Source organism: Streptomyces sp. NTH33 (genome assembly GCF_003236365.1).
In the GTDB taxonomy this organism is placed as follows: Bacteria; Actinomycetota; Actinomycetes; order Streptomycetales; family Streptomycetaceae; genus Streptomyces.
On record NZ_POTZ01000097.1, the window covers coordinates 1 to 18,617 of the forward strand.

General features: G+C 72.6%; 17 protein-coding genes and 1 pseudogene. 10 read left to right on the forward strand and 8 right to left on the reverse strand.

Going from position 1 to position 18,617, the window contains the following annotated elements; genetic code table 11:
• Positions 1 to 1,069, reverse strand: a pseudogene (locus C1I97_RS12640) (PD40 domain-containing protein); the annotation flags it as partial.
• 156 nt (positions 1,070 to 1,225) lie between these two features.
• Between C1I97_RS12640 and C1I97_RS12645 the strand changes: the two are divergent.
• The 5 genes from C1I97_RS12645 (at position 1,226) to C1I97_RS12665 (ending at position 5,595) form a co-directional block, all read left to right on the forward strand.
• A complete protein-coding gene (locus tag C1I97_RS12645; RefSeq protein WP_111003313.1) occupies positions 1,226 to 1,825 on the forward strand; it encodes a TetR/AcrR family transcriptional regulator in 600 nt (199 codons plus the stop codon).
• A gap of 108 nt (positions 1,826 to 1,933) precedes the next feature.
• Positions 1,934 to 4,141, forward strand: a complete 2,208-nt coding sequence (locus tag C1I97_RS12650) for an MMPL family transporter (RefSeq protein ID WP_111003314.1) — start codon at positions 1,934 to 1,936, stop codon at positions 4,139 to 4,141.
• Positions 4,142 to 4,281: 140 nt separating this feature from the next.
• Positions 4,282 to 4,407 carry a hypothetical protein gene (locus C1I97_RS41385; protein WP_258382538.1) on the forward strand — a complete coding sequence of 42 codons (126 nt, stop codon included), beginning with the start codon at positions 4,282 to 4,284 and terminating at the stop codon, positions 4,405 to 4,407.
• Positions 4,404 to 5,249: an EamA family transporter gene (locus C1I97_RS12660; protein ID WP_111003315.1), complete on the forward strand. Its 846-nt coding sequence runs from the start codon at positions 4,404 to 4,406 to the stop codon at positions 5,247 to 5,249. The genes C1I97_RS41385 and C1I97_RS12660 overlap by 4 nt, the downstream gene beginning before the upstream one ends.
• A gap of 70 nt (positions 5,250 to 5,319) precedes the next feature.
• The gene (locus C1I97_RS12665) at positions 5,320 to 5,595 is read left to right on the forward strand and encodes a DUF1876 domain-containing protein (RefSeq protein WP_111003328.1); all 276 of its coding nucleotides are present in this window, start codon (positions 5,320 to 5,322) and stop codon (positions 5,593 to 5,595) included.
• A 125-nt stretch (positions 5,596 to 5,720) separates the two neighbouring features.
• Here the strand turns inward: C1I97_RS12665 and C1I97_RS12670 are convergent, their stop codons facing one another.
• From C1I97_RS12670 to C1I97_RS12685, 4 genes are read right to left on the reverse strand one after another with little or no spacing between them, the layout of a single operon-like run.
• On the reverse strand, positions 5,721 to 6,188 hold the full coding sequence (locus C1I97_RS12670; RefSeq protein WP_111003316.1) for a MarR family winged helix-turn-helix transcriptional regulator: 468 nt from the start codon (positions 6,186 to 6,188) through the stop codon (positions 5,721 to 5,723).
• A complete protein-coding gene (locus C1I97_RS12675; RefSeq protein ID WP_181446698.1) occupies positions 6,185 to 6,979 on the reverse strand; it encodes an energy-coupling factor ABC transporter ATP-binding protein in 795 nt (264 codons plus the stop codon). Before C1I97_RS12675 ends, C1I97_RS12670 begins: the two co-directional genes overlap by 4 nt.
• Positions 6,967 to 7,728, reverse strand: coding sequence for a cobalt ECF transporter T component CbiQ (gene cbiQ, locus C1I97_RS12680; RefSeq protein ID WP_111003318.1), 762 nt, complete (start codon positions 7,726 to 7,728; stop codon positions 6,967 to 6,969). Before cbiQ ends, C1I97_RS12675 begins: the two co-directional genes overlap by 13 nt.
• A 1-nt stretch (position 7,729) precedes the next feature.
• Positions 7,730 to 8,830: an energy-coupling factor ABC transporter permease gene (locus C1I97_RS12685; protein ID WP_111003319.1), complete on the reverse strand. Its 1,101-nt coding sequence runs from the start codon at positions 8,828 to 8,830 to the stop codon at positions 7,730 to 7,732.
• Between the two features lie 184 nt (positions 8,831 to 9,014).
• Between C1I97_RS12685 and C1I97_RS12690 the strand changes: the two genes are divergently transcribed.
• The gene (locus C1I97_RS12690) at positions 9,015 to 9,383 is read left to right on the forward strand and encodes an SsgA family sporulation/cell division regulator (RefSeq protein ID WP_111003320.1); all 369 of its coding nucleotides are present in this window, start codon (positions 9,015 to 9,017) and stop codon (positions 9,381 to 9,383) included.
• Positions 9,384 to 9,438: 55 nt separating this feature from the next.
• On the opposite strand, the gene C1I97_RS12695 is transcribed toward C1I97_RS12690, so the two are convergent.
• The 3 genes from C1I97_RS12695 to C1I97_RS12705 form a co-directional block, all read right to left on the reverse strand.
• Entirely contained in the window at positions 9,439 to 11,112 is a 1,674-nt protein-coding gene (locus C1I97_RS12695) for a penicillin-binding transpeptidase domain-containing protein (protein ID WP_111003321.1), read from the reverse strand.
• 141 nt (positions 11,113 to 11,253) lie between these two features.
• A complete protein-coding gene (locus tag C1I97_RS12700; RefSeq protein ID WP_111003322.1) occupies positions 11,254 to 12,879 on the reverse strand; it encodes a penicillin-binding transpeptidase domain-containing protein in 1,626 nt (541 codons plus the stop codon).
• A gap of 106 nt (positions 12,880 to 12,985) precedes the next feature.
• The gene (locus C1I97_RS12705; protein ID WP_111003323.1) at positions 12,986 to 14,734 is read right to left on the reverse strand and encodes a dolichyl-phosphate-mannose--protein mannosyltransferase; all 1,749 of its coding nucleotides are present in this window, start codon (positions 14,732 to 14,734) and stop codon (positions 12,986 to 12,988) included.
• A gap of 98 nt (positions 14,735 to 14,832) precedes the next feature.
• Here C1I97_RS12705 and rsmI point away from each other — a divergent pair, with 98 nt between their 5' ends.
• The 4 genes from rsmI (at position 14,833) to C1I97_RS12725 (ending at position 18,575) form a co-directional block, all read left to right on the forward strand.
• Positions 14,833 to 15,681, forward strand: coding sequence for a 16S rRNA (cytidine(1402)-2'-O)-methyltransferase (gene rsmI, locus C1I97_RS12710; RefSeq protein WP_111003324.1), 849 nt, complete (start codon positions 14,833 to 14,835; stop codon positions 15,679 to 15,681).
• Between the two features lie 235 nt (positions 15,682 to 15,916).
• Positions 15,917 to 16,282: a hypothetical protein gene (locus tag C1I97_RS12715; RefSeq protein ID WP_111003325.1), complete on the forward strand. Its 366-nt coding sequence runs from the start codon at positions 15,917 to 15,919 to the stop codon at positions 16,280 to 16,282.
• Positions 16,283 to 16,320: 38 nt separating this feature from the next.
• The gene (locus C1I97_RS12720; RefSeq protein WP_111003326.1) at positions 16,321 to 17,205 is read left to right on the forward strand and encodes a TatD family hydrolase; all 885 of its coding nucleotides are present in this window, start codon (positions 16,321 to 16,323) and stop codon (positions 17,203 to 17,205) included.
• Between the two features lie 47 nt (positions 17,206 to 17,252).
• Positions 17,253 to 18,575, forward strand: a complete 1,323-nt coding sequence (locus C1I97_RS12725; RefSeq protein WP_111003327.1) for a resuscitation-promoting factor — start codon at positions 17,253 to 17,255, stop codon at positions 18,573 to 18,575.
• Positions 18,576 to 18,617: the final 42 nt, after the last annotated feature.

Here is an 18,617-nt window from a genome sequence, read left to right on the forward strand (position 1 = left end):
TCTCGACGGCGTCCTCGCCCTCGGCGTCGGTGACGTAGGCGACCTGGCCGGTCTCGCCGAGCATCTCCGGCAGCCGGATCCGTACGCCCGGCGTGTCGATGAGGGTGCGCGCGGGGCCGTCGCGGTGGGTCAGCCAGTGCAGCGAGCCCCGTACGACGACCGCGCTGGCCCGGCCCGTCTCGTCGACGGAGATGCCGTCGATGTGCTGCGCGGCCGGCACGTGGTAGCGGCGCCGGCCCGCCTGCGTCCCGCTCAGCCGTACCCCGAGCCTGCGCGGGACCGAGTCCGGGGACAGGTCGTCCACGATCCACAGGTCACCCGCGCACTGGTACACCACCCGCGTGCCGTCGCTCGCGGCGTGCCGGGCGTAGAAGGCGTCGTGGTCGGTGTGCCGGCGCAGATCGGAGCCGTCGTGGGCGCACGAGTAGAGGTTGCCCACGCCCTCGTGGTCGGAGAGGAAGGCGATCCGGCCGCCGACGAACATCGGACAGGCCAGATGCCCGCCGAGGCCGGCGAGCAGCCGTTGCCCGTGCAGCCACAGCCGGCCCGTGGCACCGCCCCGGTAGCGCTTCCAGGAGGCCGGTTCGTGCGGCGGCGTGCCGGTCAGCAGCAGGGTCCTGTGCCCGCCTGCCACGTCGGCGACCTGCAGGTCGGTCACCGGTCCCCAGGGCAACTTGCGGCCGGGGGAGCCGTCGGGGCCGACCTTGTAGGCCGAGGTGAAGTAGGAGAAGGGCTCGCCGTGGGAGGTGACGGCGAGGATGTCGAGGTGGCCGTGTTCGTCGGGCGGCGCCCACCCGCACACGCGGGTGTCGGTGCTGCCCCAGTACGTCAGCTGCCGGCCCGGTCCGCCGTCCACCGGGACCAGGTGGATCTCGGGCACCAGACTCCGCCAGCTCGTGTACGCGATGTGCCGCCCGTCGGGCGAGAAGCGGGGATGGCCGACCTTGGTGCGGTCCACGGTGAGCCGCCAGGCACGGTCCGCTCCGTCGAGGGGCGCCAGCCAGAGGTCGTCCTCGGCCACGAAGCACAGCAGGTCGCCGCTGAGGTGCGGCAGGCGCAGATAGCTCACCTTCCCATGCTTTGCCCGGGTATGGCCCGCAGCAACTTATGGAGACTCAACAACCGTGACCCAGCCCACGTACGAAACCGTTTCGTTTCGTTCGGCCGCTGCGCTACATTCGTGACGTACGAAACCGCGCCGTTCGGAGAGGGAAGGCGGAAGAAAGTGGCTGAGGTCGCATCCCCGCGTCGCAGCCGTCTCACGCCCGAGCGCGAGGCCGAGCTGTACGAGGCCGTGCTCGACCTGCTCCGCGAGGTCGGCTACGACGCCCTCACCATGGACGCCGTCGCCGCCCGCACCCGCTCCAGCAAGGCCACCCTCTACCGCCAGTGGGGCGGCAAGGCCGAGCTGGTGGTGAAGGCCATCCGGCACGACAAGCGGGCCCGGACCGAGGAGATCGACACCGGCACGCTCCGCGGCGACCTGCACGCCCTCGTGGCGCAGGAGGACGACTGCACCGTGGAGCGCAACTCCGCGCTGCTGCGGGGCGTGGCCATGGCGATCCACCACAACCCGGACCTGCGCCATGCGCTCCGGGAACAGCTGGTGGAACCGGAGATGGCCGAGTTCCGGCGGATGCTGCAGCGGGCCGTCGACCGGGGCGAGATCCGGCCGGACTGCCCGGCACTGGAGTTCCTGCTGCACATGATGGTCGGCGGGCTCGCCACCCGGACGCTGCTCGACGAGCAGCCGCCGACACAGACCTTCCTCACCTCGTACATCGACGCCGTGGTCCTCCCCGCCCTCGGCGTGCCCACCACCTGATCCAGCAGGTCCCCATCCCGTAGCAACCTGACGCCGAACCGCTCACGTCGTCGGGCCGATGCCCCCTGCCCAGAACACACCCCACGACCTGACCGGGAGTACGCCAACGTGGCCACGTTCCTCTACAGACTCGGCCGCCTCGCCTTCCGGCGACGGCACTTCGTCGCCCTGATCTGGGTGGCACTGCTCACCCTCGCCGGCGTCGGCGCCGCCTCCGCGCCCCCTGCGGGCAACGCGTCCTTCTCCATCCCCGGCACCGAGGCGCAGCGGGCCTTCGACCTGCTGGAGCAGCGCTTCCCCGGCGCGAGCGCCGACGGGGCGACCGCGCGCGTGGTGTTCAAGGCGCCGGGCGGCGGGAAGATGACGGACGCCGGCAACAAGGCGACCGTGCAGAAGACCGTCAAGGAGCTGTCCGGCGGATCCGAGGTCGCCGCCGTCACCGACCCCTACACCACCGGAGCCGTCAGCCGGGACGGCACGATCGCGTACGCGTCGGTGAACTACAAGGTCCCCGGAATGGAGTTGGAGGACTCCTCCCGCACCGCCCTGCAGGCGGCCGCGCAGCACGCGCGGGACGCCGGGCTGACCGTGGAGGTCGGCGGCGACGCCCTCCACGCCGTGCCCCAGACCGGCGCGGCGGAGGTCATCGGCATCGGGATCGCGGCCGTCGTCCTCGTCATCACCCTCGGCTCGCTGCTCGCGGCCGGACTGCCGCTGCTGACCGCGCTCATCGGCGTCGGCATCGGCGTCTCGACGATCACCGCGCTCGCCGTCACCCTCGACCTGGGCTCCACCACCTCCATCCTGGCCACGATGATCGGTCTCGCGGTCGGCATCGACTACGCGCTGTTCATCGTCTCCCGCTACCGCGGGGAGCTCGCCGAGGGCCGTGAGCACGAGGAGGCGGCCGGGCGGGCCGTCGGCACGGCGGGCTCCGCGGTGGTCTTCGCCGGCCTCACCGTCGTGATCGCCCTGGTCGGCCTGTCCGTGGTCAACATCCCGATGCTGACGAAGATGGGCGTCGCCGCGGCCGGCACGGTCGCCGTCGCCGTCCTCATCGCACTCACGATGATCCCGGCACTGCTGGGCTACGCGGGCCGCAAGGTCAAGCCGGCCGGCGAGAAGAGCGGGCTGCTCGGCCGCCGGCGCGACCCGCAGAAGCCGGACCGGCCGAACATGGGCACGCGCTGGGCGAGCTTCGTCGTCCGCCGCCCCGTCGCCGTGCTGCTGCTCGGCGTGATCGGCCTGGGCGCCGCCGCGGTGCCCGCCGCCTCCCTCGAACTGGGCCTGCCCGACGACGGCTCCCAGCCCGTCTCCACCACCCAGCGCCGCGCCTACGACCTGCTCTCCGAGGGCTTCGGCCCCGGCTTCAACGGCCCGCTGATGGTCGTGGTCGACGCCAAGGGCAGCGCCGACGCGCAGGCGTCCTTCACCAAGGTCACCGACGAGATCAAGGGGCTGAAGGGCGTCGTGACGGTGACTCCGGCGCAGCCCAACAAGGCCGGCGACACCGCGATCGTCACCGTCGTGCCCCGGTCCAAGCCGTCCTCGACCGCCACCGAGGACCTGGTGCACGCCATCCGCGGCGCGGGCGCGGACATCGAGGCCAGGACGGACGCGAAGGTCCTGGTCACCGGCTCCACGGCGGTGAACATCGACGTCTCGCAGAAGCTGAACGACGCGCTGCTGCCGTATCTGGCCCTGGTGGTCGGCCTCGCCTTCCTGCTGCTGATCGTGGTCTTCCGCTCGGTCCTCGTCCCGCTCAAGGCGGCGCTCGGCTTCCTGCTGTCGGTGCTGGCGGCGCTCGGCGCGGTCGTCGCGGTCTTCCAGTGGGGCTGGCTGTCCGGCCTGATGGGCGTGGAGCAGACCGGCCCGGTCATGTCGATGATGCCGATCTTCATGGTGGGCGTCGTCTTCGGTCTCGCCATGGACTACGAGGTGTTCCTCGTGACCCGGATGCGCGAGGCCTACGTCCACGGGGAGAAGCCCAGCCAGGCCGTGGTGACCGGCTTCCGGCACGGCGCCCGGGTGGTGACGGCCGCCGCGGTCATCATGATCGCCGTCTTCTCCGGGTTCATCGGCTCCAGCGAGTCGATGGTCAAGATGATCGGCTTCGGCCTGGCGGTCGCGGTGCTCTTCGACGCGTTCATCGTGCGCATGGCGATCGTGCCGGCGGTCCTGGCCCTGCTGGGCCGCAGGGCCTGGTGGCTGCCGAGGTGGCTGGACCGCGCCCTGCCCAACGTGGACGTGGAGGGCGAGGGCCTGCGCACCGAGCAGCGGCCGGAGCACGCCGACCGGGAGCTGGTACGGGCGTGAGCCCACGACTCGGCTGAGAGACCGGCCGGTGGGGGTGCCGTGGGGACGGCGCACCCCCACCGGCCTCGTCCATGCCGGGGAAAGCCCATGACGGGGAAATCCGCGCACGACGTCTGTACGCAGCAGCTAGCCTGCCCTCCATGACGACGCCACCCGAGTCCGCAGCCCATCCCCGTTTCGCCGAGGCCCTGCGCGAGCTGGGGCTCGGGGAGCTGGTCGCCCAGGCCGGCGGCACCCTCGTGGACGTGCGCGAGCACACCACGTGACGCCGGCCGTCACCGCGGCCGTGCTGCTCGCGGCGGTCACGCACGCCGGCTGGAACGCGATCGCCCACCGGATCACCGACAAACTGGTCGGGTTCACGCTGATCGCGGGCGGGGGTCTGCTGATCGGTCTGGCCGTGGCGCCTTTCGTCCCGCTCCCGGCACGCGCCGCGTGGCCGTACCTGTTCGCCTCGGCGGTCATCCACATCCTGTACTACGCCCTGCTGATGAAGTCCTTCCGGCTCGGCGACTTCGGGCAGGCCTATCCGATCGCACGCGGCACCGCACCGCTGGTCGTCACCGTGCTCGCGGCCGTCTTCGCGCACGAGGTGCCCGACGGCTGGGCGGCCGCGGGCATCGCCCTGTCCTGCGCCGGTCTGACCGGTGTGGCCCTGTGGGGGCTGCGCGGGCACCGGCCGGACTGGGCGGCGATCGGCGCCGCGCTGGCCACGGGGCTGTCCATCGCGGCGTACACGGTCGTCGACGGGCTCGGGGTGCGCGCCTCGGGGTCGTCCCTCGGGTACATCGCCTGGCTGATGGCGATCCAGGGCGCCGTGATCCCGGCGTACGCCGTGTGGTACTGGCGCGGGCGTACGGCGACCGCGCTCCGGCCGTACGCCGGGCTCGGGCTGCTCGGGGCGGCGCTGTCCGTGACGGCGTACGCGCTGGTGCTGTGGGCGCAGACCAGGGCGGAACTCGCACCGGTCGCCGCGCTGCGGGAATCGTCGATCATCGTCGGTGCCGCGATCGGCGCGGTGTTCTTCAAGGAGCGCTTCGGGGCGCCGCGCATCGCCGCCGCGGGGCTGCTGGTCGCCGGGATCGGGCTGATGCTGCGCGCCGGTTAGGGCCGGTTCTTGGGTGCGTGAGGACCGGGTGAGGGGCACTCTGGAAGCAGGTGTTCCGGAGGTGATCGCCATGATGAAGACCGCTGTGGGATGGCACATCGAGCTGGAGTTCAAGGAGGACGAACAACACACCAGGGCGGCGGCGTTGGTCCGTCTGCCCGACGGCAGCGAGGTCCGGGCGCATGGGCGGGCCAGCAGGCACCACACCGACTCCAATCAGCCCCGGGTCGGCGAGGAGATCGCCGGGGCGAGGGCGCTGAACGAGCTCGCCATGCAGCTCCTGACCAAGGCACACACCGAGATCGACGAGGCATCGGGCCGCACGTCCCAGCCCATCCACATCTAGGACGGCACGGGTTCCGGCCGCGCTCCGTCGCGTTCCGTCCGCGTTCCTCGCGTTCCGTTCGCGGGGAGCCCACGTCCGACGGATGCCGGCCGGGCCCGTCCCGGGTTCCGGCCGGCCCGGCCGGGTCAGCGGCGCCGCGCGGCCGCCTCGGCGCGCTCCGTCAGCCGCCACAGCTCCTCACGCAGCCGTACGACCTCCGCCGGGCCGACCCCCGTCGTCGTCAGCAGCGCGCCGGGCACGCGCGCCGCGCGCTCCCGGAGCTCCTCGCCGCGCCCGGTGACCGTGACGAGCACCGAGCGCTCGTCGTGCGCCGAGCGCTCCCTGCGCACCAGCCCCGCCGCCTCCAGCCGCTTCAGCAGCGGCGAGACCGTGCCGTAGTCCAGGCGCAGCGCCGCGGCCAGCTCCTTCACCGTGGTCTCGCCCCGCTCCCACAGCACCAGCAGCACCAGGTACTGGGGGTAGGTGAGACCCAGCTCGTCGAGGAGCGGCCGGTACGCGGCCGTCACCGCGCGCTGGGCGGCGTACAGCGCGAAGCACAGCTGGTCGTCCAGCAGCAGCGACCCGGCGGGCCGTTCGTCGTCTTGACGCGTCACGCGTCCATTGTCACGGACCGCGGATCGAAGCCGAAGGGCAGCTCCAGGCGGTGGGCGCGCATCAGCGCGTCGTCGGCGAGCAGCTCGCCGGTCGGACCGTCCGCCGCGATCACCCCGTCGCTCAGGATCAGCGAGCGCGGGCACAGCTCCAGGGCGTAGGGCAGGTCGTGGGTGACCATGAGCACCGTCACGTCCAACGAGCGCAGGATGTCGGCCAGTTCGCGGCGCGAGGCCGGGTCGAGGTTGGACGAGGGCTCGTCCAGGACCAGGATCTCCGGCTCCATGGCGAGGACGGTCGCCACGGCGACCCGGCGGCGCTGGCCGAAGGAGAGGTGGTGCGGCGGGCGGTCGGCGAACTCCCGCATGCCGACCCGGTCCAGGGCGGTGCGCACCCGCTGCTCCAGCTCCGGGCCCTTCAGCCCGGCCGCCGCCGGCCCGAACGCCACGTCCTCCCGCACGGTCGGCATGAACAACTGGTCGTCCGGGTCCTGGAAGACGATGCCGACCTTCTGCCGGATCTCGGCCAGGTGCTTCTTCCCGACCGGCAGCCCGGCCACCGTCACCGTGCCGGTCCCGCCGTTCAGGATGCCGTTCAGATGCAGCACGAGGGTGGTCTTCCCGGCGCCGTTCGGGCCGAGCAGCGCCACCCGCTCCCCGCGTCCGATGCTGAAGTCCACGCCGAACAGGGCCTGGTGGCCGTCGGGGTAGGCGAAGGCGAGGCCGGAGACCTCCAGGGAAGCCGGGGGAGCCGGAGAAGCCGGGGAAGCCGGGGAAACTGTCATAGCGTCCATCCCAGCAGACACACCACGAGCGCGGTGCAGGGGAGGGTCAGGGCGTACGACCACTGCGCCCGGGACGCGGTCACCTCGTCGATGACCGGCATGGAACCGGCGTACCCCCGGCTCACCATGGCCAGGTGGACCCGCTCTCCGCGCTCGTAGGAGCGGATGAACAGCGCGCCCGCGGACTTGGCGAGCACGCCCCAGTGCCGGATCCCGCGCGCCTCGAAGCCGCGCGACTCCCGGGCGATCCGCATCCGCCGCATCTCGTCGGTGATGACGTCGCCGTAGCGGATCATGAAGGAGGCGATCTGCACCAGCAGCGGGGGGAGTTTCAGGCGCTGCAGACCCAGCAGCAGCTCCCGCAGCTCGGTGGTGGCGGCGAGCAGGACCGAGGCGGCCACGCCCAGGGTGCCCTTGGCGAGCACGTTCCAGGCGCCCCACAGGCCGTGCACGCTCAGCGACAGTCCGAGGACGTCCACCCGCTCGCCCTCCGCCACGAACGGCATCAGCACCGCGAACGCGACGAACGGCACCTCGATCAGCAGCCGCTTGAGCAGGAAGCCGGCGGGCACGCGGGCCACGGACGCGACGAGGGCGAGCAGGACGGCGTACAGGGCGAACGCCCACATCGCCTCCCGCGGGGTCGACACCACGACCACGACGAAGGCGAAGGCCGCGGCGAGCTTGGTGTGCGGCGGCAGGGCGTGCACGGGGGAGTGCCCGTGCCGGTACAGCCGGTGTGCGTGGCCCGCTCCCATATCAGACGGCCCGGGACGACGGGGCGGACTCGGAGGCCCCGGAGGACCCGGAGGACCTGGCGGCCCCGGCGGTCTCCGCGGCCGTACGGCGCCTGCGGACCACCCAGAAGACACCGCTGCCCGCCACGACGGTCGCCCCGACGCCGATCACGCCCGCGAGCCCGCCGGACAGCCGGGCGTCCGAGACGTCCTTCACGCCGTAGTCGGCGAGCGGGGAGTCGGCGTACGTGTGCTCCTTCTCCGTCTTGTCGATGCCGTGGTCGTGGGCGACCTTCTCCAGGCCGTCGGGGCTGGCGGAGGCGTAGAAGCTGACGAAACCGGCGAGCACCAGAGAGGTGACCAGGCCGGTGACCCACAGCTTGCGCTGGGAACTTGCGGCGACGGGGGCGGGCTCCGGTTCCGAGGCGGCCGGGGCGTCGACGAGCTCGCCGTTCACCCGCAGCTTCAGACGCTGCCGCAGGTCGCGCGCGCCGTACACCAGGTCCGGGCGTACGGCGATGACGGAGCCGACGGTCAGCGCGGTGATCACGGCCTCGCCGAGGCCGATGAGGACGTGCACACCGATCATGGCGGTGGCGACCTTGCCGATCGCGACGTCGGTGGTGCCGCCGACCGCGTAGAGCAGCGTGAAGACGACGGCGGCGGCCGGGACGGAGACGAGGGCGGCGACGAAGGAGGCGACGGTGACCGTGCGGCGGCCGCGCGGGAGCAGCTTCACCAGGGCGCGGAAGACGGCGTAGGCGACGACCGTGGTGACGATCGCCATGTCGGTGATGTTGACGCCGAGCGCGGTCAGCCCGCCGTCGGCGAAGAGGATGCCCTGCATGAGCAGGACGACCGAGACGCACAGGACCCCCGTGTAGGGGCCCACGAGTATCGCGGCCAGCGCCCCGCCGAGAAGGTGGCCGCTGGTTCCGGCCGCGACGGGAAAGTTGAGCATCTGTACGGCGAAGATGAAAGCCGCCACGAGACCGGCCAGCGGCGCCGTCCGCTCGTCGAGTTCCCGGCGCGCACCGCGCAGGCTCACGGCGATGGCGCCGGCGGCGACGACTCCGGTGACGGCGGAGGTGGGCGCGTTGATGAATCCGTCAGGCACATGCACCGTTCGATGATGTGGCTTGTTGCGAACCAATTGCAAGAGCGACGGTGGTGCGGGGGTGTTCGCGCGTCGATGCCGGACCCGAGGTTCAAGAAGCGGATTTCAGGAAATATGCGTTATTGAGAAACGGGTAAGTGCAGAGAAAGCGCAGATTCAGCCCAGGCAACACCGCGTAAGGGGTCGTCCGATGCCGGTAGTCGAACAGTACGCACGCGCCCACATACTCACGGACGACATCCAGGACGGCCAGGAGGACGTGGCCGTCCCGGTCGTCCTGCGCTACGACCCTCTGGTGGACCCGCGCGAGGTGCGGCTCGGCCTGCCCGGCGCGCGTGAGTGGGCCTTCTCCCGGTCGCTTCTCGAGCAGGGCCTGCGCGCCCCGGCCGGCACCGGTGACGTGCGGGTGTGGCCGTGCGGGCGGGTGCAGGCCGTGGTCGAGCTGCACTCCGCGCACGGGGCCTCGGTGGTGCAGTTCGAGAGCAGGGCGCTGATCAGGTTCCTGAGGCGGACCTACCGGGCGGAGGCGGCGACGGCGGCGGCCGTCGCCCGCCCGTGAGGTCCGGCGTCCCGCCCGTGAGGTCCGGCGTCCCGCCCGTGAGGCCGGGGCGTGCTCAGCCGCCCGCCTTCAGCAGCGCCGCCACGATCGGGCCGGCCGTCGAGCCGCCGGTGCCGGCCGCCTGGACCACGCCCGCGGCGGCGAGGTCGCCGCGGTAGGCGATGAACCAGCCGTTGGGCTTCTTCTGGTTGTCGACCTCGGCGGAGCCCGTCTTCGCCCCGTAGTCCGGGCCGAGGCCGGCCATGGCCTCGGCGGCGGTGCCGTACGCGGCCGTGTACCGCATCAGGTCGCGCACCTGGGACAGCGTGGACGCGGACATCGTGCGGGACGCCGTGGCGAGCTTGCGGTTGTCGACGGACGGCGAGACCAGATACGGCTGGTGGAAGGCGCCCGCCTTGACCGTCGCGGCCACCGACGCCATGTTCAGCGGGTTCATCCGGACCCCGCCCTGGCCGATGAGCGAGGCGGCCATCGGGGCCGCCGACTGCACCGGGACCGCGCCGTCGAAGGTCGGCACCCCGACCGCCCAGTCGCCCAGCCCCAGGCCGAAGACCTGCTGGGACTGCTGGGTCAGGTCGGAGTCCTTCAGCTTCCCCGCCTGGCTGATGAAGGCCGTGTTGCAGGAACTGGCGAAGCTCGCCCTGAACGTGCCGTTCTTGATCTCGGACTTCTTGTAGTTGTGGAACTTCCAGCCGCCGTAGGTGAACGTCTTCGGGCACGGGTGCGGCTTGTCGGCGGAGGCCAGGCCCTTCTCGACGAGCAGTGACGCGGTGACGACCTTCATCGTGGAGCCGGGGGCGAGGGAGCCCTGGAAGGCCGTGTTGAAGTTGCGGTTGCTGTTCGCCACGGCGAGGATCTCACCGGTCGAGGGGCGCATCACGACCACCGAGGAACGGTCCTTACGGGCCACCTCCTTCTCGGCCGCCGCCTGCAGGGACGGGCTCAGCGTCGTCTTCACCGTGCCCGGCGTGCCCTTGTTCAGCTCCAGGAGCGTCTTGTCGGACAGCTTCGCCTTCTTCGACTCCTCGCCGCGGACGACGCGCAGTTCCACGCCCGCCCTGCCGCCCGCCGTCGCGCCGTACTTCTCGCGCAGCCCGTCCAGGACCGGACCCAGCGACGGGTACGTGGCGGTGGTCATCTCGGCGCCGTTCCGGTCCAGGGCCCTGACCGGCGGGGTGCCGGACTCGCCGGTGACCAGGGTGTCGCCGTCCTTCAGTTCGGGGTGGACGACGGCGGCGTGCCAGTCGACGACCGGCTCGCCGTCCGCGGCACGCCGGACGACGGTCAGCGCGCTGTCGTACGCCAGCGGCTTGGTCTGCCCCTCGTACGCCACCGTCGCCTTCACGGAGAACGGCACCTTGTCGCCGCTGCGGGTGCCCGCGGTGAGCGTGACGTCCTTCAGGTGCGCGTCCTTGGCGTAGCCGGTCAGCAGGGCGGTGGCCGCCGCGGAGTCGCTGGTCGCGGCCGCCGCCTCGGCGGGCTTGCCCTGCTGCCAGGCGGTCAGGAACCGTACGGCCGTGGTCTGCACCTCGGTCGCCGACAGCGGGCCGGTCTTCACCGCCTGGCGGTGGCCGTCCGCCGTGGTCCGCGTCCGGCCCTCGGCCTTGGCGTCGCCGCCGAACAGCGCGTAGCCGCCGACGCCCGCGCCGACGGCGACCACGGCGATCACCCCGCCGATCACGGCGGGAGACGTCTTCCGCCGCTCGGCGACGCGTCTTCTCTTGCCCACTGCGTTCAGTCCTCCGCGATTCCCCGGGGCGCCCCCACAGCCCTCACCCGCCACACGCTCCTCGGCGTCGGCCACCACCCTAGGCCCTGTCGCCGACACCCGGTCCGCCGGGCGATGCCAGGGCTTTCCCCCGGGCGCCGGTCAGCCGCCCGTGCGCAGGACCGCCGCGACGATCGGGCCCGCCGCGTCGCCGCCGTGGCCGCCCTCCTGGGTCACGGCGGCGGCCGCCATGTCGTCCCGGTAACCGGTGAACCAGCTGTTGGACCTGGCCTGGCCGTCCACCTCCGCGGAGCCGGTCTTCGCGCCGATGCTGCCGCCCAGGCCCGACATCGCGGTGGCCGCGGTGCCGCTGAGGGCGGTGCGGTTCATCATCTGCCGCAGCTGGGCGACCGTGCCCGCCGACAGGCCCCGGGCCCGGGCCAGCGGGCGGTCGTCGAGCGACGACGGGACGATGACCGGCTGGCGGAAGGTGCCGGTCATCGCGGTGGCCGTCACCGACGCCATGTTCAGCGGGCTCATCTGGACCTGGCCCTGTCCGATGAGGTTGGCCGCCCTGTCCGGGCCGCTGACGGCGGGCACCGAGCCGTCGAAGGACGGGACGCCGACCTTCCAGTCGTCCCGCCCGAGCCCGAAGCGGTCCTCGGCCTCCCGGGTCAGGGAGTCCTCCCTGATGTCGTCCGTGAACTTGATGAAGGCTGTGTTGCAGGAGCGGGCGAAGCTCTCGGAGAGGGTGGCGTTCTCGTTGGGCTGCATGTTCTGGAGGTTGCGGAAGGTCTGGCCCTCCCACATCGCGTCCGGAGGGCAGGGCGCGGGTCCGCCGGCCGTCGTGATCCCGTTGTCGATGAGCGCGGCCGCGCTGATGATCTTCATGGTGGAGCCGGGCGCGAGCCGGCCGAGGAAGGCGGCGTTGAAGCCGTCGGCGCGGTGGTTGGCGACCGCGAGCACCTCGCCGGTGGACGGCTTCACGGCGACCACGGACGACTCGGTGTAACTCCGCACGGCCCGCTCGGCCGCGGCCTGCGCGCTCGCGCTGATGGTCGTGGGCAGCTTGCCCGGCCGGCCCTTGGCGAGGGTGATCAGCGGGGTCTCGGCCGCGTTCGTGTCCTCGTGCCGGATACTCAACTCGATCCCGGGCGTGCCGCCCGCCTTGTCGCCGTACTTCTCCCGCAGCGCGTCCAGGATCGGCCCGAGCGACGGGTACTTGTCCCTGGTCAGCACGGTGCCGTTGCGGTCGACGGCCTCGATCGGCGGCGCCGCCGACTCACCCGTGACGAGCGTGTCGCCCTTCTTGAGCTCGGGGTGCACCACCGACGGGTCCCAGTCGACCAGCGGCCGGTGCGTGGTGGCGCCGCGCACGACGGTCAGCTTGCTGCGGTAGGCGAGCGGCTTGGACTTTCCGCCGTAGGACACGGTGGCCCTGACCGAGAAGGGCACGGTGGTGCCGGAGGCCGCCCCGGGCGTGATCTTCACGTCGGTGATGTGTGCGTTGTCCCTGTAGGCGGTGAGCAGCTGTGCGGCCTCCTCGGGGAAGTTCGTGGACAACGCGGCCGTCATCGCCTCGTCCCCCTCCCAGGCCGTGAAGAACTTCGTTGAGGCCTCCCTCACCTCGCCCTGGCTCGGCGGCCCGGTCCTCGCAGGCGCGGGACCGCCGCCGACAACCGTTTTCCCGTTCAGCGCGGACACGAAGTTGTACGTCCCGTACCCTGCTCCGCCCACCATCACGGCGAGCACCCCGCCTATGACGGCGACCTTGGCCCCCTTGCGCATGAAAGCGCTCCCTCCCCGTTCGCAGACCCACCGACTGTAGGGGGCGGGTGGGAAAACCGTGAGAGCTGTTCCCGGATGTTGTCCGAACAGAGATCAGCAGGCCGGCTCAAACCCACGTATCCAGCCACATCCGTGAACGCCAGGAGTCGATCGGGATCGACGTGCCGGTGTAGATGGGCCAGAAGTAGATGAAGTTCCAGGCGATCAGCAGGACCACGACCCCCGCGCCGGTCGCGCCCGCGACGCGGCGGGTGTCCGTGGCGCCGGGCGGGCCGACGATCGCGCCGACCAGCATCGCGACCGCGAGGCACAGGAACGGCAGGAAGACGATGGCGTAGAAGAAGAAGATCGTGCGCTCCTGGTACAGGAACCAGGGCAGATAGCCGGCCGCGACGCCGCAGGCGATGGCGCCCGCGCGCCAGTCGCGGCGGAAGAACCAGCGCCACAGCACGTACACCAGCGCCGCGCAGGCCGCCCACCACAGCATGGGCGTGCCGATGGCGAGGACCTCGCGGGCGCACTTGTCGACCGTGTCCGCCGGGCAGCCGTCCGTGCCGGGGGAGGGGGACTCGTAGAAGTACGACACCGGGCGGCCGTCGACGATCCAGCTCCACGGGTTCGACTGGTAGGTGTGCGGTGAGGACAGGCCGACGTGGAACTTGTAGACCTCGTGCTCGTAGTGCCACAGGCTGCGCACCCAGTCCGGCAGGAAGGCGAAGAGGCCGCCCTTGCCGTCGTTCGCCGCCCAGTCGCGGAAGTAGCCGCCGGTGCCGTCGGCGGGGGAGAGGATCCAGCCGGTCCAGGAGACCACGTAGACGGTGATCGCGACCGGGACCGTGGACAGGAACGCCAGGCCCAGGTCCCGCTTCAGCACGGCCACGTAGGGGTACCGGGCGCCGGCCACCCGGCGGGCGCCGACGTCCCACAGCACGGCCATCACGCAGAACGCGGCCAGGACGTACAGACCGTTCCACTTGGTGCCGAACGCCAGGCCCAGCATGAGGCCCGCCGCCCACCGCCAGGGCCGCGGGCCGAGGCGGGTCGTCTGGGCCGTGTGCGCGTCGGGGCGGACCCGGCCGTCGGCGTCGGCCGGGAGCGCGGCGGCGAGTTTCGCCCGGGCCCGGTCGCGGTCGACCAGCAGACAGCCGAAGGCGGCCAGCACGAAGAACATCAGCACACCGTCGAGCAGCGCGGTCCGGCTCATCACGAAGTGCAGGCCGTCCACCGCCATCAGCGCGCCCGCCAGGCAGCCCAGGAAGGTGGAGCGGAACAACCGCCGGCCGATCCGGCACAGCATCAGCACGGACAGCGTGCCGAGCAGCGCCGTCATGAACCGCCAGCCGAACGGGTTGAACCCGAAGACCAGCTCCCCGAGGCCGATCACGTACTTGCCGACCGGCGGGTGCACGACGTACGACGCGTCCGTGGGGATGGGGACGTGGCCGCCGGTCTTCAGGATCAGGTCGTTGGCGTTCTTGTCCCAGTTGACCTCGAAGCCGCGGTGGACGATCGCCCACGCGTCCTTGGCGTAGTACGTCTCGTCGAATATCACCTTCTTCGGGCTGCCCAGGTTCCAGAACCGCAGCACGCCCGCCAGCAGCGTGACCAGCAGCGGGCCGCCCCAGCCCGACCAGCGGGCGAACCGGTCGGCGAGCGTGCGCGGAAGGCCGAGGGCGGCCCACAGACGTGGGCTGGGCTGCGCGTACGGCGGCACCAGACGTTCGATGACACCACTGCCGTCGCTCGAGGGCCCCGCCGAGTGGCCGAAGCGGCGCAGCCGCTGCTGCCACGACGGTCGCTGGTCGTCCGGGGCCAGGCCCTGCCGGGTGTCCGTGGAGGACGCGGTACTGGTCACCGCGCCATCGTAGGGAACCGTTCCGTGTGAGTCCCGCGCACGGCCGGTACCGGGCCGGGATGCGTCCGCCTCCCGGGGCGCTTGAGAGGATGGGACGCGTGACTGGAACCCTGGTTTTGGCGGGCACTCCCATCGGCGACGTCCAGGACGCACCGCCCCGGCTCGCCGAGGAGCTGGCCGGCGCGGACGTGGTCGCCGCCGAGGACACCCGGCGGCTGCGCCGGCTCACGCAGGCGCTCGGCGTGACCCCCAAGGGGCGCGTCGTGTCGTACTTCGAGGGCAACGAGGCCGCCCGTACGCCGGAGCTGGTCGAGGAACTGCTCGGCGGCGCGCGCGTGCTGCTGGTGACGGACGCGGGCATGCCGTCCGTGTCCGACCCCGGCTACCGGCTGGTCGCGGCGGCCGTCGAGAGGGACGTCCGGGTGACGGCCATACCGGGCCCGTCCGCCGTGCTCACCGCGCTCGCGCTGTCCGGGCTGCCCGTCGACCGGTTCTGCTTCGAGGGGTTCCTGCCGCGCAAGGCGGGCGAGCGGCTGACCCGGCTGCGGGAGGTCGCCGGCGAGCGGCGCACGCTGGTCTACTTCGAGGCACCGCACCGGCTCGACGACACGCTCGCCGCGATGGCCGAGGTGTTCGGCGCCGAGCGGCGGGCCGCCGTGTGCCGCGAGCTGACCAAGACCTACGAGGAGGTGCGGCGCGGCGGGCTCGGGGAACTGGCCGCGTGGGCCGCCGAGGGCGTGCGCGGCGAGATCACCGTCGTGGTCGAGGGGGCGCCCGAGAAGGGGCCCGAGGAGATCGGCGCCGAGGAACTGGTGCGCCGGGTGCGGGCGCGCGAGGAGGCCGGCGAGCGGCGCAAGGAGGCCATCGCGGCGGTCGCGGCCGAGGCCGGGGTGCCCAAGCGCGAGGTGTTCGACGCGGTGGTCGCCGCCAAGCGCGCGGGGACGTGAGAGGGCGCCCGCGGCTACTCCGAGCAGGACGCGTCCCGCCTGAGCGGGCGCCCCATGGGGTGGCAAAGGGCCGTGCTGGAAGGCAAAGCGGCTTCGGCCGTCCCGGGGAGCCTTCGGCAAGCGGAGTCCACATCGCCTCCCACACTCCACAGGCCGTGAGCGTGCGTGCCGGGGCGGCGTTCACCGGACGGCGGGACATGTCCGTCCCCTTGTCCAGTGGACGAGAGGAGTCGGCGTGAGCGGGATCACAGGGCCGACCGGCCGCCGCGGCACGGCCACCGCGGTCGTCCACGAGTCCTACTCCTTCGCCCGCATGCGGTGCGGACACGGGTGGGAGCATTCGTACGGGATGGAGCACCACACGGACGGCGACGGCAACGCGTTCGTGCGGTACGTGGCGGACGGCCGCGTCGTGCCGTCCCCGCTGCCCCGGCCGAACTGCGGGAACCGCGACGGTCACGTCGTGAGGATCATGCGGGCCGGACGGGTGTCGTCCGCGCAGAGCCCGCTGCACCCGCGGCCCCCGGCCCCGGCAGGACGGCCCGAGCACCACTGGCACCTGTCCGACCTGCTGCACCCGTTCCACCGCCACCCGGGATGACGAACGCCGACGGCCTGCCCCTTCCGTAGGATCGGGGCATGCCTTTCCACGCCGACAAGAACGCGGCGCCCCCGCTCCCGGAACCGCTCCGGATACCGGTCGCCGACTCCCACACCCACCTCGACATGCAGTCCGGCACCGTCGAGGAAGGCCTGGCCAAGGCCGCGTCCGTGGGGGTGACGACGGTCGTCCAGGTCGGCTGCGACCTCAAGGGCTCGCGGTGGGCCGCCGAGACGGCCGCGGCGCACGAGAGCGTCCACGCGACGGTCGCCCTGCACCCGAACGAGGCCCCGCGCATCGTGCACGGAGACCCCGACGGATGGTCGAGGCAGGGCGCCCGCGAGCCCGGCGGGGACGCGGCGCTGGACGAGGCGCTGGCCGAGATCGACCGGCTGGCCGCGCTTCCCCAGGTCAAGGGCGTCGGCGAGACCGGACTCGACTACTTCCGCACCGGCCCCGAGGGCAAGGCGGCGCAGGAGCGGTCCTTCCGCGCCCACATCGAGATCGCCAAGCGGCACGGCAAGGCCCTCGTCATCCACGACCGCGAGGCCCACGCCGACGTCCTGCGCGTCCTCAAGGAGGAGGGCGCCCCGGAGCGGACCGTGTTCCACTGCTACTCGGGCGACGCGGAGATGGCGCGGACCTGCGCCCGCGCCGGCTACTACATGTCCTTCGCCGGCAACGTCACCTTCAAGAACGCCCGGCCCCTGCGGGACGCCCTCGCCGTCGCCCCGCTGGACCTGGTCCTCGTGGAGACCGACGCGCCCTTCCTGACCCCGGCGCCGTACCGCGGACGGCCCAACGCGCCGTACCTCGTTCCGGTCACGGTGCGCGCGATGGCCGCCGTGCGGGGGATCGACGAGGACGCCCTGGCGACGGCGCTGGCGGCGAATGCGGCACGGGCATTCGATTACGTTCCGTAGCCGGGCGGCTTGGGAGGGTGGTGCTCCCTCCGCTAGGTTCTGGCGCCGTGAAGAACTCGCCGTACGAGACCCACGAGCCGTACGCGGGCGTCGGTGCCCCCCACGTCGGTGCCCCCCATGACGTGCACACCGCGCCGACGCTGCCGTACGGGGCCCACGGGGCGCCGTACGCCGGCACCCACCGCCCCGCTGCCCACGAACCCACCCAGCCGGTGCTGCCCCGACAGGTGGGCGGGGGCGGCGGCCGGCGGCGCAGGGCGCGGCCCGCCGAGCGGCCGGAGGCGAGCGTGCGCCGGCTGCTGCCGCGCGCGCTGATCGTCGCGTGCCTGGCGGGCGGGACCACGGCGTTCGTCGCCGAGGACAAGACGATCGAGCTCGACGTCGACGGCCACAGGCGCACCCTGCACACCTTCGCCGACGACGTGACCGAACTGCTGGCCGACGAGGGCGTACGGGTCGGACCGCACGACGTGGTGGCGCCCGCCCCCGGCACGGCGCTCACCGACGGCGACGGGATCGCCGTGCACCACGGGCGGCCGGTCCGGCTCACCCTCGACGGGCACGCGCACGAGGTGTGGACGACGGCGCGCACGGTGGAGGGGGCGCTCAGCGAGCTCGGCGTGCGCGCGGAGGGCGCGTACCTGTCGACCTCGCGCTCCCGGCCCATCGGACGCGCCGGGCTCGCGTTCGACGTGCGCACCGAGCGCTCGGTGACCGTGATGGCGGACGGCCGGGCGCGCACCGTCCGCACCAGCGCGGCGACCGTACGGGAGGCGGTGGAGGCGGCCGGGATCACGCTGCGGGGCCAGGACACCACGTCCGTGGCGCCGGACAGCTTCCCGCGCGACGGGCAGACGGTCACCGTGCTGCGGATCACCGGGAGCCGGGAGATGCGCGAGGAGCCGATCCCCTTCGCCGTACGGCGCACTGCCGACCCCTCCCTGTTCACGGGGACGGAGGTCGTCGAGCGGGCCGGGGAGCCGGGGGTGCGCCGGGTCACGTACCTGCTGCGCACGGTCAACGGCGTGCGGCAGCGCCCGCGGCGCCTGGAGTCCGAGGTCGTGCGCGAGCCGCGCACCCGGATCGTGAAGTTCGGCACCAGGGCCCACCCGCCGTCGGTGCGGGGCGCCGACGGCCTGAACTGGGAGGCCCTGGCCCGGTGCGAGTCCGGCGGCCGGCCGGACGCGGTGGACTCCTCGGGGACGTACGGAGGCCTCTACCAGTTCGACACGCAGACCTGGCACGACCTCGGCGGCAGGGGCCGCCCGCAGGACGCGTCGGCGGAGGAACAGACCCACCGGGCCAAGAAGCTGTACGTACGCCGGGGCACGGGCCCGTGGCCCCACTGCGGCGACCGCCTGCACGCCTAGGGTCGCAAGCGGCCACCGAGGGGCCCCGTACTCTTGTGGCCG

Coding starts and splice junctions, on each gene's coding strand:
- C1I97_RS41385 (WP_258382538.1), top strand. CDS start 4,282: ATGACGACGCCACCCGAGTCCGCAGCCCATCCCCGTTTCGCCGAGGCC.
- C1I97_RS12665 (WP_111003328.1), top strand. CDS start 5,320: ATGATGAAGACCGCTGTGGGATGGCACATCGAGCTGGAGTTCAAGGAG.
- C1I97_RS12675 (WP_181446698.1), bottom strand. CDS start 6,979: ATGGACGCTATGACAGTTTCCCCGGCTTCCCCGGCTTCTCCGGCTCCC.
- cbiQ (WP_111003318.1), bottom strand. CDS start 7,728: ATGGGAGCGGGCCACGCACACCGGCTGTACCGGCACGGGCACTCCCCC.
- C1I97_RS12690 (WP_111003320.1), top strand. CDS start 9,015: ATGCCGGTAGTCGAACAGTACGCACGCGCCCACATACTCACGGACGAC.
- C1I97_RS12700 (WP_111003322.1), bottom strand. CDS start 12,879: ATGCGCAAGGGGGCCAAGGTCGCCGTCATAGGCGGGGTGCTCGCCGTG.
- C1I97_RS12720 (WP_111003326.1), top strand. CDS start 16,321: ATGCCTTTCCACGCCGACAAGAACGCGGCGCCCCCGCTCCCGGAACCG.